Consider the following 13,435-nt stretch of genomic DNA (forward strand, 5'->3'; position numbering starts at 1 on the left):
GGGAATCGCTGGGCACGCGATTCCCGCTGAACCCGCTCTGCCGTGCGGTGGGCGTCCTCTGTGGCGCTCCCCGCGCGGCGGGGCGCAGTGGGCTTCGCGACGGGGCGCGTTTCGTAGAGCGGGGTGCGTCGCGGGTCGCGGGAATCGCTGGGCACGCGATTCCCGCTGAACCGGCTCTGCCGCGCGGTGGGCGTCTTCCCGGCCGCTCCCCGCGCGGCCGGGCGCGGTCGGCTTCGCGACACGGTGCGTTCCATAGAGCGGGGTGCGTCGCGGGTCGCGGGAATCGCTGGGCACGCGATCCACGCTGAGCCCTCTGCCTCGTGGGGGCGGCTCTTAGGGGGCTGCTAGGGGATCGACAGGCGGGGCGCGGGCGGGGGCGCGTAGGGTCACCGGGTGCCTTCCGACTCGATGCCCGCGTCCACTCCCGACACCCCGACCGCTGCGACCGCGATCGGCCCGAACCGGGGCCGCGCGCCCGGGACGGGCCGCCGGATCCTCGTCGCGCTGCTCGCCGCCGCGGCGACCGCGCTCGTGGCGCACCTCGCCAACCTGCTGGCCTTCTTCATCGGCAACCAGCTGCAGCCCGGCTCCATCCCGCAGGTCAACGCCTACTTCCTGCTCTCGAGCGTGCTCGGCTTCGTGGTCGTCCTCGCCCTCGCCGTCGCGGGGACGCTCGGCCGCACCTGGACCGCCGCCCTCGCCGGACTCGTCGCGGGCGTGGTCGGAGCCGTGTTCGGCACGCTCGTCCAGGCGAGCGCCACCGGAGAGGCCGTCACGGGCGCCGTCTGGGCCTCCATCTTCCAGACCTTCGCCGGGCTCAACCTCGTCTTCCTGCTCGCGTTCACCGTCTCGGCGGCGAGCGTCGGCCGCGCGCTCTGGAACCGCCTCCGCACCACGGGCGCGCCGGCCGCCGTCGTCACCGACCGCCGCATCGCGATCGTCCGGGCCCCGGCCGCCGACCTCTCGTCGGGCGAGCTCACCCACCTCGAGCGCGTCCCCGTCGACCAGCAGCGCGCGCAGCAGCAGTGGGAGGCGTACGTCGACCTGCTCGAGCGGGCCGGCTGGGAGACGGTCGAGGCCGCGCCGGCGCCCGGCCTCGCCGACTCCGTCTTCCTCGAGGACGCGGTCGTCGTGTTCGGCGACCACGCCGTGATCACCCGCTCCGGAGCGGAGTCCCGCCGCGACGAGACCGAGGGTGCGGAGGAGGCCGTCCGCGCCCTCGGCCTCACGGTCGACCGCATCCAGGAGCCGGCCACCCTCGACGGCGGCGACGTGCTGAAGGTCGGATCGACGGTCTACGTCGGCCGGGGAGGCCGCACCGACGCAGCGGGGGTCGCCCAGCTGCGGACGATCCTCCGCCCCCGCGGGTACGACGTCGTCGCGGTGCCGCTGACGAAGGTGCTGCACCTCAAGAGCGCCGTGACCGCTCTGCCCGACGGCACGGTCATCGGCTGGGAGCCGGTCGTCGACGAGCCGCGCCTGTTCCCCTCCTTCCTGCCGATGCCGGAGGAGCCGGGCGCCCACGTGGTCGTCCTCGACGACGACACCCTCCTGATGGCGGCCTCCGCTCCCCGGAGCGCCGAGCTGCTGCGGAGCCTGGGCTACCGCGTCCTCACCGTGGACATCTCGGAGTTCGAGAAGCTCGAGGGCTGCGTCACCTGCCTCTCGGTCCGCGTCCGCTGACGGCCGAGGCGGGGGAGCCGCCGGATCGCGGCGGCCGCTGGACGGAGCGCTGAGCCGGGGTATAGCCTTCAAGGCTGCCCGGAGCTCTCCGGCCCGGTGGCACCTCCCGCCTCCCCGCTCACCCGGCAGGAGAGGCTCCGCCCTCGTCGCGAAAGCCCTCCGCCGTGTCCGCTCCCGCCCTCCCGTCTCCCGGCGCTCCCGCGCAGAAGCGCCCGAGCACGCTGCAGACCCTGCTGCGCCTCGTCCCCTTCGTCGGCGACTCCCTGCCCCGGCTGGTCGGCGGCATCGCGGTCGCGCTCGTGGCGAGCCTGGTGTCGCTGGTCATCCCGATCGTCCTGCAGCAGCTCGTCGACGGGCCGCTGGGGGACGGAGCGGCGTCCGCCGGCCCCGGCGACCTCGGACCGCTGATCGGGCCGGTCGCCGTCATCCTCGTGCTCGGCGTCGTCGAGGCCGGTGCCATCGCGCTGCGGCGCCGGATGGTCCTCACCCCCAGCACGCGGATCGAGGCGCGCATGCGCTCGTCGCTCTACAGCCGGCTGCAGGACCTCCCCGTCTCGTTCCACGACCGCTGGCAGAGCGGGCAGCTCCTGTCGCGGGCGATGAGCGACCTCAGCCTCATCCGCCGCTGGATCGCCTTCGGCTTCGTCCTGCTCGTGGTCAATGCGCTGACGATCGTCGTCGGCTTCGGGGTCCTCGTCTACTGGAACCCGATCCTCGGCGTGCTCTTCGTCGTGTGCTCGATCCCGGTCTGGATCTACGGGTTCGCGTTCGAGAAGCGCTACTCGAGCATCGCGCGCCGCAGCCAGGACCAGGCCGGCGACCTCGCCACGACCGTCGAGCAGTCGGTGCACGGCATCCGCGTCCTCAAGGCCTTCGGCCGCCACCAGCACGCGCTGGAGAACTTCGCCGGCCAGGCCGAGAAGCTCCGCGGCACCGAGATCGACAAGGCCCGCGCCATCGCTGGGATCTGGCTCGTCCTGCTGCTGGTGCCGGACATCGCGTTCGCGCTCTGCCTGCTCGGCGGGGTCTGGCTCGCCGCGGCCGGCCAGCTGAGCGTCGGCGAGCTGTTCGCCTTCTTCGCCACCGCGACCGTGCTGCGCTGGCCGGTCGAGTCGATCGGCTTCCTCCTCTCGATGACCTTCGACACCCGCACCGCGGTCGACCGCTACTTCGAGGTGATGGACAGCCGGAACACCATCACCGACCCGGAGGACCCCGAGACGATCGCCGAGCCGCGCGGTCGGGTGCGCTTCCGCGACGTCCACTTCCGCTACCAGGACGCCCCCGAGCGCTACCGCGATCTCCTCGACGGCGTCGACCTCGAGGTCGAGCCGGGCGAGACGATGGCGCTGGTCGGCATCACCGGCTCCGGGAAGACGACGCTCACCGCTCTGCTCCCGCGCCTGTACGACGTGACCGGCGGAGCCATCGAGCTCGACGGCGTCGACATCCGCCGCCTGCGCCGCGACGAGCTGCGCACGCACATCGGCATGGCGTTCGAGGACGCGACGCTCTTCTCCACCAGCGTGCGCGAGAACGTCCTCCTCGGCCGACCCGATGCGACCGAGGAGGAGCTGCTCGAGGCCCTCGAGATCGCGCAGGCCGACTTCGTCCACCGCCTCCCCGAGGGCCTGGACACGAAGGTGGGCGAGGAGGGGATGAGCCTCTCCGGCGGCCAGCGCCAGCGCCTCGCCCTCGCCCGCGCGGTGGCCGCGCGTCCGGCGGTGCTCGTCCTCGACGACCCGCTCTCGGCGCTCGACGTCGACACGGAGGCGCGCGTCGAGGCCGGGCTGCGCCGCGTGCTCGGCGACACCACGGCGATCATCGTCGCCCACCGCCCCTCGACGGTGGCGCTCGCCGATCGCGTGGCCCTGATGGAGGAGGGCCGCATCACCGCGGTCGGCACCCACAGCGAGCTGCTCGCGAGCAGCCCGCACTACCGCTTCGTCATCTCGAGCCTCGAGGAGGACGAGCTGACCCGGCCCGCCGGGACCGAGCGCATCGGCTCCCGCCCCACGACGACCCACCAGGAGACGCGATCATGAGCACGCTCGGTTCCTCCGAGGAGCGCGACGACCTCAGCAGAGCGGAGTCGGCGGCCCTGCGCCGGCGCTCGCTGCGGCTGCTCGGCTCCCTGCTGCGGCCGCTCCGGCTGCGGCTGGTGCTCACCGCGGTCGTGGTCGTCGTCGCGACCGCTGCCCAGGTCGCCGGACCGGCGCTGATCGCGGCGGGCATCGACAACGGCCTGCCCGCGGTCCTCGCGGGGAACGCGGTCCCGCTGGCGGTCACGGTCGGCGCGTACATCCTCACCGGGCTCGTCGGCGCGCTCCTGGTCGCCTGGTACACCGTGCTCTCCGCGCGGGTGAGCCAGGCGATCCTGATCGACCTGCGCAAGCGGGTCTTCCTGCACACCCAGAAGCTGAGCCTGGAGTTCCACGAGAACTACACCTCCGGCCGGATCATCTCGCGTCAGACCAGCGACCTCGACTCCATCCGCGAGCTGCTCGACTCCGGCATCAACCAGCTGGTGCAGGGCGGGCTCTACATGGGCTTCGTCGCGATCGCCCTCGTCTCCCTGGACGGCGTGAGCGGCATCGTGCTCGCCTGCGCGCTGGTGCCGCTCGCGCTGCTCACCCGCTGGTTCCAGAAGCGCTCGCAGGCGCTGTTCCGCGGCACCCGCGTCGCCTCGTCGCGGCTGATCGTGCAGTTCGTGGAGTCGATGACCGGCATCCGCGCCGTGCAGACCTTCCGCACGCAGAAGCGCAACGAGTCCGTGTTCGGCGGGGTCGTCGAGCAGTACCGGCTCGCCTACAAGCGCGTCTTCGGGGTGTTCGGCACCTTCGACCCCGGGCTCGTGCTGATCGGCAACGTCACGGTCGCCGTGGTGCTGTTCATCGGCGGCGTCCGCGTGCTCGACGGCGGGCTCGAGATCGGCGCGCTGCTGGCGGTCCTGCTCTACACCCGGCGCTTCTTCGACCCGGTGCAGGAGATGGCGATGTTCTACAACTCCTACCAGTCGGCGGCCGCCGCGCTCGAGAAGATCTCGGGCGTGCTGGCCGAGGAGCCGAGCGTCCCGGATCCGGCGCGCCCGGTCGACCTGCGCCAGGCGCGGGGCCGCCTCGGCTTCGAGGGCGTCCGCTTCGCCTACACCGCCGACCGCGAGGTGCTGCCCCGCTTCGACCTCGACATCCCCGCGGGGCAGACCATCGCCCTCGTCGGGTCCACGGGCGCCGGCAAGACGACGCTCGCCAAGCTGATCTCGCGCTTCTACGACCCGAGCGACGGCGTGGTGACCCTCGACGGCGTGGACCTGCGGCAGCTGCACCCGAAGGACCTGCGGCGCGCGATCGTGATGGTCACCCAGGAGGCGTACCTCTTCTCCGGATCCGTCGCCGACAACATCGCGATCGGGCGGCCGACCGCGTCCTACGACGAGATCGTCCGGGCGGCGCAGGCGGTCGGCGCGCACGAGTTCATCCAGGCGCTGCCGGACGGCTACGACACCGACGTGAACAAGCGCGGCGGCCGCGTCTCGGCCGGTCAGCGCCAGCTGATCTCGTTCGCCCGCGCGTTCCTGGCCGACCCGGCGGTGCTGATCCTGGACGAGGCGACCTCCTCCCTCGACATCCCGAGCGAGCGCCTGGTGCAGCAGGGCCTGCAGACGCTCCTGGCCGACCGCACGGCGGTCATCATCGCGCACCGCCTCTCGACGGTCGCGATCGCCGACCGGGTGCTGGTGATGGAGCACGGCCGCATCGTCGAGGACGGGACCCCGGAGGCGCTCATCGCCGGCGAGGGCCGCTTCGCGACCCTGCACGCCGCCTGGCGGGACTCGCTGGTCTAGTCGGACGGCGCGGGGCGGGTGCGGTCTGCAGGCGTTCGTGCCGTCTGTAGGCACCCGTGCGATCTGCAGGCACCCGTGCCGTCTGCAGGGCTGGGTGCGATCTGCAGGGGATTTCGGCAAGAAGGCCGATTCCGCCGCGGAAGTCGGCCGGAAAGTCGAGCATCTCCTGCAGACGGCACGGCGATCCCCTGCAGACGGCCCCGGAGCCTGCACATCGCACGGGAGCCTGCAGACGGCACGGCGAACTCCTGCAGATCGCCCCGGAGCCTGCAGACGGCACGGCGAACTCCTGCACATCGCACCGGAGCCTGCAGACGGCACGGCGAACTCCTGCAGATCGCACCGGAGCCTGCAGATCGCACGAGACGGCGGCGGGAGTCGCGGGGAAGCGCTGAGGATCAGGGGCGCCAGCGGGCGGTGCGCACGTCTACTCGGTAGCCGGTCGGAGTGACGACGAGGGGCGTGCCCTCGCGCTCGTACTCGCGGCGGGCGCGCTCCTCGTGGCCGAGCGGAGGCGCGCCACCGGAGCGCACGACGCGCCACCAGGCCGTGTCCGAGCCGTAGCGGGCCATCACCGTGCCGACCGCGCGCGACGCACGCGAGCCGAGGAGCGCGGCGATCTCGCCGTAGGCCATCACCTGCCCGGGCGGGATGGAGGCGACCACGTCGAGGACCGCGGAGACGAAGTCGGCCGGCTCCGGCGCGTCCGGCACCGCCGTGGTCGGCCCCGGTGCGCCGGAGTCCCCCCGAGCACGCGCGCCCCGCGCACCCTCCGCGCTCAGAGCGTCAGCGCCCCGATGTTCTCGCCGTACTGCGTCTCGCCGACGACGTCGAAGCCGATCCAGCGGAAGAACTGCTCGGGGCCGTCCTCGCCGGACTCCCAGATCACCGTGAGGGTGTCGAAGCCGCGGGCGCGGGCCTCGTCCGCGGTGGCGCGGACCGCGAAGGTTCCGACGCCGCGGCCCTGCTTCGCCGCGTCGATGTTGATGCGCCAGATGCAGCTGCGGAACTCCTCCGCCGCCTCGGGGTCGAAGTGCGCGTGGATGAAGCCGACGAGCTCGTCGCCGTCCATCACGGCCCGCTGCCAGGAGGCGCCCGGGTCGATCACGGCGGCGGCGGCGGAGTAGGAGACCGGGGCGATGAACTGCTCCTGGCCGGGTTTGAGGCTCAGCCCGTTGACGGCGGAGATGTTCGAGGCGGACAGCTCTTCCAGGCGGAGGTCACTCATGCCGTCACTGTACCGGCGGCGTGCGGCGGCGGGCATCCTCCTGTCGGGCGACGCGGACGGGCCGTCGGGCCGACGGCCGAGAAGTGTCTCGACATCGAGACAGTTCGGGCCTCGGGTAGGCTGGCGGAGGCCATCCGGAGCGGTGCAGAGCCGCCCGTCCCGCACAGGTGCGGGGTCATCGACACCATGGGAGAGCAATGTCCAAGATCAAGGTTGAGGGAACGGTCGTCGAGCTCGACGGCGACGAGATGACGCGCATCATCTGGCAGAAGATCAAGGACACCCTCATCCACCCGTACCTCGACGTGAACCTCGAGTACTACGACCTCGGCATCGAGTACCGCGACGAGACGGACGACCAGGTCACGATCGACGCGGCGCACGCCATCCAGAAGCATGGCGTCGGCGTGAAGTGCGCGACCATCACCCCCGACGAGGCCCGCGTCGAGGAGTTCGGCCTGAAGAAGATGTGGAAGTCGCCCAACGGCACGATCCGCAACATCCTCGGCGGCGTGATCTTCCGCGAGCCCATCATCATCTCGAACATCCCGCGCCTGGTCCCCGGCTGGAACAAGCCGATCATCATCGGCCGCCACGCGTTCGGCGACCAGTACCGCGCCACCGACTTCGTCTTCAAGGGCAAGGGCACGCTGACCGTCGAGTTCACGCCCGAGGACGGCTCCGAGCCGATGAGGTTCGAGGTCTACAAGGCCCCGGACGACGGCATCGCGCAGGTCCAGTACAACCAGGACGCGTCGATCCGCGACTTCGCCCGCTCGTCGCTCAACTACGGCCTCTCGCGCAACTACCCGGTCTACCTCTCCACCAAGAACACGATCCTCAAGGCCTACGACGGCCGCTTCAAGGACATCTTCGAGGAGATCTTCGAGACCGAGTTCAAGGAGCGCTTCGACGCCGCGGGACTCACCTACGAGCACCGCCTCATCGACGACATGGTCGCCTCGGCCATGAAGTGGGAGGGCGGCTACGTCTGGGCCTGCAAGAACTACGACGGCGACGTCCAGTCCGACACCGTCGCGCAGGGCTTCGGCTCGCTGGGCCTGATGACCTCCGTGCTCTCCACGCCCGACGGCAGCGTCGTCGAGGCGGAGGCGGCGCACGGCACCGTCACGCGCCACTACCGCCAGCACCAGGCCGGCAAGCCCACCTCGACCAACCCGATCGCCTCGATCTACGCCTGGACGCGCGGCCTCGCGCACCGCGGCAAGCTCGACGGCAACCAGGAGCTCATCGACTTCTCGCTCACCCTGGAGGACGTCGTCATCAAGACCGTCGAGTCCGGGAAGATGACGAAGGACCTCGCTCTGCTCGTCGGCCCCGAGCAGGGCTGGCAGACGACCGAGGAGTTCCTCGCCACCCTCGACGAGAACCTGAAGGCCCGCATGTCGGCCTGACCTCCGGCTCCAGCAGACCGTCCGGCCCGCACGATCCTCGGATCCTGCGGGCCGGACGCGTCTCCGGGCCCGGTGGGCGGCACCGGGCCGGGGCCGAGCACGTCAGAGCGCCCGGGCGAGCTCCTCCATCGCGTGGAGCGGATCGGGCCCCGACGGCATCAGCACGACGCTCGAGGCGCCGGCCTCGTGCAGCAGCCCGATGCGGCGACGAGCGTCCTCGGGAGTGCCCACGACGGCCAGCTGGTCGACCCAGGCGTCGGGCAGGTCGCGGACGAACGCGGCGCGGTCGGCGCTCGCAGCCCGCAGGCGGGCGAAGTCCTCGGCGAAGGGGAGCGGCTCGATGTGCGGGGCCCAGTCCGGCTCGCCGATCCACTCGAGTCCGGGCCGGACCGCGTCGCGCGCGGCGGCCGCGTCGTCGTCCACGGCGGCCACGTTGTAGGCGACGATCCGCCCGGTGCCGCCGAGGCGGCCGCGGGCCGCCGCGAGGTACTCCGGAGTGACGGGCTCGGCCAGGACGGCCCCGTCGGCGATCCGGCCGGCGAGCGCCAGCGACTTCGGTCCGCGGACGCCGGCCAGCAGCGGCGGCACGACGGCGGGCGGCGACTCCAGGACGAGGGCGTCCACGTGCACGTAGCGGCCGGAGCGGTCGGTGCGCTCGCCGGAGAGCAGCGAGCGGATCGCGTCGAACTGCTCCTCGAGCAGGGAGAGCGGGCTGCGCGGCCAGACTCCGAGGCCGCGCATCCAGTGCGGCATCCCGTGCCCGATGCCGGCGTGGACGCGGCCGGGGAACAGCTCGGCGAGGGTGCCCAGCTCCATCGCGGTGAAGGCCGCCGTGCGGACGGCGGCGGGCAGGATGCCGATGCCGACGACGATCCGCTCGGTGGCGGCGAGCACCGCGCCGGCCTGGGCGATGCCGCCGCGGAAGCCGAGGTCCTCGACCACCCAGAGCTCGTCGAAGCCGAGCTCCTCGGCGCGGCGGGCGTAGCCGAGCACCTCGGAGGCGGGGAGATCGCGGGGGAGCAGGACGCCGACGGCTGTGTCGGAGGAGGAGGCGCGCATCCGGCCAGCGTAGGGCGTGCGGGCAGGCGGAGGGCCCGCCCGCACGACCGCGGACGGGCCCTCCGTCGTCGTCCTACTCGGCCGCCGCCTCGCCGATCCGCACCTGCTCGGGGCGGGCGGTCGAGACGACCTCGATGCGGCGGGGGCGCGCCTTCTCGCTGACCGGGATGGTCACCGAGAGCACGCCGTTGTCGCAGGACGCGGCGATGCGCTCGGTGTCGACGCCCTGGCCGGGGCTCAGCTGGCGGACGAAGGTCGCCGACTGGCGCTCTCGGGTGATCCAGGTGACGTCGTCGCCGCTCGCGACGGTGCGCTGGGCGCGGATGGTGAGGAGCTGACCGTCGACGTCGACGGATCCCGGGTCGATGCCGGGGAGGTCGGCGGTGAGGACGTCGTGGTCGCCGTCCCGGTACAGGTCGATCGGCATCCAGCGGGGCCCTGGCCGGAGCCGAGGAGGGCGGTGGCGAGGCGGTCCAGCTCGCGGACGGGGTCGTAGGTGACAACCATGAGATCACTCCGTTCAGTCGTGCAACGAAGAGTTCCAGGAGTCGAGCCGACCCGGCTCAACGCCAGCAGATCAGCACTCGGGGGGCGGGAGTGCCACTGCCGCGGGCCGCCTCGGCGTCAACTTCGTTACCTGTTCGTAACAAAGCTGGGCAATCGAGTTCGTAGGGTCGTTTCTGTGTGGAAACCGATCCGGTTCCCAGCGAATGTGAGTAAGGACATCGATTGCCGATCCACCTGTCCCACCGACCACCCGTCCGCCGCGCTGAGAGGCGCATCCTCGCGGGCCTCGCCGTCCTCGGAGTGGCCGCGACCGCGGCCTTCGCCACCACCGGCGCCAGTGCCGCCCCTCTCGCCGGCAGCGCCTCGCTCGTCGGCGGGCTCTCCGTCGGCCAGAGCTTCGACGACGGCGATTACGTCGTCACCCTCGTCGAGCCCTCCGCGGCCACTTACCAGGGCAGCGACGCCCGCTTCGCGCGCACCGCGCCCGTCGACGGTGCGCAGCTGCAGGCCGCCTCGGCTCCGGTGGAGGACTACTCCGCCCACCTGGAGCAGCGCCAGGAGGACGTCGCCTCCGCGGTCGATGCCGCCATCGGCTACCACTACACCGTCGCCCTCAACGGCTTCTCCGCGACCCTCTCGGGCGAGCAGGCGGGCGAGCTCGCGAGCCGCCGCGACGTCGCCCAGGTGCGCAAGGTCGAGAACCTGAAGGTCGACCGCGCCGAGCAGGCCTCGCCGCTCGCCGCGGCCGCCGCCGGCATCCCGGTGCCCGACACCGGACAGCAGCGCTCCACCGACTTCCTCGGCCTCGAGGGCGAGAACGGCGTCTGGCAGAAGCTGGGCGGCATCGACAAGGCGGGCGAAGGCGTCGTCGTCGGCGTCATCGACTCCGGCATCGCGCCCGAGAACCCCTCCTTCGCGGGCGCGCCCCTGGCGACCTCGCCCGGAGCGGCCCCCTACACGGACGGCACCACCACCTCCTTCGTGAAGTCGGACGGCGGAACCTTCGTCGGCTCCTGCTCGCCGGGGCTCCCCGCCTCCGAGCAGTGGGACGGCGACGAGTGCAACCAGAAGCTCATCGGCGCACGCTGGTTCCTCGCGGACGAGGAGGTCGGCTCGACGGACAACCCCGAGTACCGCTCCCCGCGCGACGCCGACGGACACGGCTCGCACACCGCGAGCACGGCAGCCGGCAACAACGGCGTCGAGGCGAGCGTCGACGGCTACGACTACGGGAAGATCTCCGGAGTCGCCCCGGCCGCCAAGGTCGCCGCGTACAAGGTCTGCTGGAACGGACCCGACGAGGGCACCGACGACGACGACTTCTGCTCCGGAGCGGGCATCCTCGCGGCCATCGACGCCGCGACCAAGGACGGCGTCGACGTCATCAACTTCTCCATCGGCGGCGGCTCGGCCACCTCGACCCTGACCGCGATCGACGAGGCGTTCCTCAACGCCGCCGCCGCCGGCGTCTTCGTCGCGGCCTCGGCCGGCAACTCCGGTGCGGGCGCCTCCACGCTCGACCACGCGTCGCCCTGGTACACCACGGTCGCCGCGTCCTCGATCCCGACCTACACGGCGACCGCCACCCTCGGTGACGGCCAGAAGTTCGTCGGAGGATCCATCTCGGTCCACGAGGACGTCACCGGACCGCTGGTGAACAGCGCCGACGTCGTCCGCTCGGGCACCGAGAACCCCGCCATCTGCGAGACCGGCACCCTCGACCCCGACAAGGTGAAGGGCAAGGTCGTCGCCTGCACCGCGGGCGTCACCGCGCGCGTCTCCAAGTCGGCCGAGGTCGAGCGGGCCGGCGGCATCGGCATGCTGCTGCTCAACCCGACCCCGAACGCGCTGCACGTCGACGACCACTCGGTCCCCAGCATCCAGATCGACTCGCAGGCCTACCAGGCGATCACGACCTACGCCGGCACCGCCGGTGCGACCGTGAACCTCTCCGAGGGCAACTCGTCCGGTGCCTCCATCCCCGTCCCGCAGGTCGCCGGCTTCTCGTCGCGCGGACCCGCTGAGGCGGACGGCGCCGACGTGCTGAAGCCCGACCTCACGGCGCCCGGCGTCGCGATCCTGGCCGACAGCTTCAACGCCGAGGGCGACGACCCCGCCTTCGCGTTCGAGTCCGGCACCTCGATGTCGTCGCCGCACGTGGCGGGCCTCGGCGCGCTGATCCTCGGCGCGACCCCGAAGGCCACGCCGTCCGCGGTGAAGTCGGCCATGATGACCTCCGCCTACGACAGCGTCGACCAGTCGGGCGCCGCGTCCGAGGACGTCTTCGCCCAGGGTGCCGGACACGTCGACCCGGCCGCGTTCCTCGACCCCGGACTGCTCTACCAGAGCGGCACCGAGGACTGGATCGCCTTCCTCAAGGGCGCCGGCTACGTCTTCACCTCGAACCCGGTGATCGACCCGATCGCCGCGATCGACCCGTCCGACCTCAACCAGGCCTCGATCGCGATCGGCGCCCTCGCGGGCACGCAGACCGTGACCCGCACGGTCACCTCGACCGGCGCAGGCACCTACACCGCGTCGGTCGACGGCCTCGCCGGCATCGACACCGTCGTCTCGCCCTCGACCCTCTCCTTCACGGGTGCGGGCCAGACGGCGGAGTACACGGTCTCCTTCACCACCGGCTCGGCGGCGCTCAACCAGTTCGCCACCGGCAACCTGACCTGGGCGAGCGCGGAGCACGACGTCCGCAGCCCGATCGCGGTGCGCCCCGTCCTCCTGGACGCGCCCTACGAGGTCTCCGGCACCGGCTCGACCGGCACCGGCACGGTGACGGTCACGCCCGGCATCACCGGCGCGCTGCCGCTCACCGCGAGCGGTCTCGCCGAGGGAGTCCTCGCCGAGGACGCTACCGCCGCCGACGGACACTCGGCGACGCTCCCCACGGGGAAGTCGCTGACGACCACCGTCGTCGTGCCGGAGGGCGCCGAGTTCGCCCGCTTCGACCTCGACTCGCTCGACGACGCGGCCGACCTCGACCTCACCGTCACCAGTGGGAGCACCGACACGGTCTTCACCTCGGCGACCGGCTCGGCCGACGAGCGCGTCGACATCGCCGACCCCGCCCCGGGCGAGTACACGGTCCAGGCCGATGTCTACTCGACCGCTCCGGGATCCCCGACCGTCACGTTCGACTTCCGCAGCTTCGTCATCACTCCGGAGAACGGTCTCGGCTCGCTGAGCGCCGACCCCGGCGTGGTCGACGCGGTGCAGGGCGAGCCGATCGCGTACGCGGTCTCCTGGTCGAACCTGGCGGGCCCGGCCCGCTACCTCGGCCGTGTCGCCTACACCGACTCGGGACTCGCGACGCTCGTGAGCGTCGACGTCACCGAGGCGGTCACCCCCACCCCGACGCCGACCGCGACTCCGGAGCCCACGGGCACCCCGGAGCCGACCGCGACGCCGACGGCCGGCCCCACCGCCGGACCGGGGGAGCCCACCTCCACGCCGACCGCCGGACCGGGCGCGCCCGGCCACGGCGCCGGCGGCCTCCCGTCGACGGGCTTCGACGGTGGTCTCCTCGGAGCCGCCGCCCTCGCCCTCCTCGGTGCGGGTGCTGTGATCACCGGCCTCCGACGCCGCGCCCTGGCGCAGCGTGAGGCGGGCGCCGCGGAGTAGTCCTCCGCGACCGCCGCGCACGGCCGTCCCCCTGCTCCTCCTGGAGCGGCGGGGGCGGCCGTT

General features: G+C 72.4%; 8 protein-coding genes and 1 pseudogene. 5 read left to right on the forward strand and 4 right to left on the reverse strand.

Translation table 11 applies throughout. From position 1 onward, the window contains the following. The first annotated feature begins 393 nt into the window (after positions 1–393). From ddaH to C5D08_RS10120, 3 genes are all read left to right on the forward strand, one after another. Positions 394–1,683, forward strand: a complete 1,290-nt coding sequence (gene ddaH / locus C5D08_RS17495; protein WP_308471632.1) for a dimethylargininase — start codon at positions 394–396, stop codon at positions 1,681–1,683. 164 nt (positions 1,684–1,847) lie between these two features. Beyond that, the gene (locus C5D08_RS10115; RefSeq protein WP_104276939.1) at positions 1,848–3,728 is read left to right on the forward strand and encodes an ABC transporter ATP-binding protein; all 1,881 of its coding nucleotides are present in this window, start codon (positions 1,848–1,850) and stop codon (positions 3,726–3,728) included. Beyond that, positions 3,725–5,527: an ABC transporter ATP-binding protein gene (locus tag C5D08_RS10120; protein WP_104276940.1), complete on the forward strand. Its 1,803-nt coding sequence runs from the start codon at positions 3,725–3,727 to the stop codon at positions 5,525–5,527. Before C5D08_RS10115 ends, C5D08_RS10120 begins: the two co-directional genes overlap by 4 nt. 398 nt (positions 5,528–5,925) lie before the next feature. Here the strand turns inward: C5D08_RS10120 and C5D08_RS10125 are convergent, their stop codons facing one another. Both C5D08_RS10125 and C5D08_RS10130 read right to left on the reverse strand, forming a co-directional pair. Further along, complete coding sequence (locus tag C5D08_RS10125) at positions 5,926–6,240, reverse strand: MGMT family protein (protein WP_104276941.1); 315 nt, start codon at positions 6,238–6,240, stop codon at positions 5,926–5,928. A 65-nt stretch (positions 6,241–6,305) separates the two neighbouring features. After that, on the reverse strand, positions 6,306–6,755 hold the full coding sequence (locus C5D08_RS10130) for a GNAT family N-acetyltransferase (protein ID WP_104276942.1): 450 nt from the start codon (positions 6,753–6,755) through the stop codon (positions 6,306–6,308). Positions 6,756–6,952: 197 nt separating this feature from the next. Here C5D08_RS10130 and C5D08_RS10135 point away from each other — a divergent pair, with 197 nt between their 5' ends. After that, a complete protein-coding gene (locus tag C5D08_RS10135; RefSeq protein WP_104224939.1) occupies positions 6,953–8,170 on the forward strand; it encodes an NADP-dependent isocitrate dehydrogenase in 1,218 nt (405 codons plus the stop codon). Between the two features lie 102 nt (positions 8,171–8,272). Here the strand turns inward: C5D08_RS10135 and C5D08_RS10140 are convergent, their stop codons facing one another. Together C5D08_RS10140 and C5D08_RS10145 are read right to left on the reverse strand one after the other, a co-directional pair. Beyond that, positions 8,273–9,229, reverse strand: a complete 957-nt coding sequence (locus tag C5D08_RS10140) for an LLM class flavin-dependent oxidoreductase (protein WP_104276943.1) — start codon at positions 9,227–9,229, stop codon at positions 8,273–8,275. 73 nt (positions 9,230–9,302) lie between these two features. After that, positions 9,303–9,736 (reverse strand): annotated as a pseudogene (locus C5D08_RS10145) (Hsp20/alpha crystallin family protein). A 222-nt stretch (positions 9,737–9,958) separates the two neighbouring features. Between C5D08_RS10145 and C5D08_RS10150 the strand changes: the two are divergent. Further along, on the forward strand, positions 9,959–13,372 hold the full coding sequence (locus C5D08_RS10150; protein ID WP_104276944.1) for a S8 family serine peptidase: 3,414 nt from the start codon (positions 9,959–9,961) through the stop codon (positions 13,370–13,372). Positions 13,373–13,435: the final 63 nt, after the last annotated feature.

Source organism: Rathayibacter sp. AY1B6 (genome assembly GCF_002932755.1).
GTDB lineage: Bacteria > Actinomycetota > Actinomycetes > Actinomycetales > Microbacteriaceae > Rathayibacter.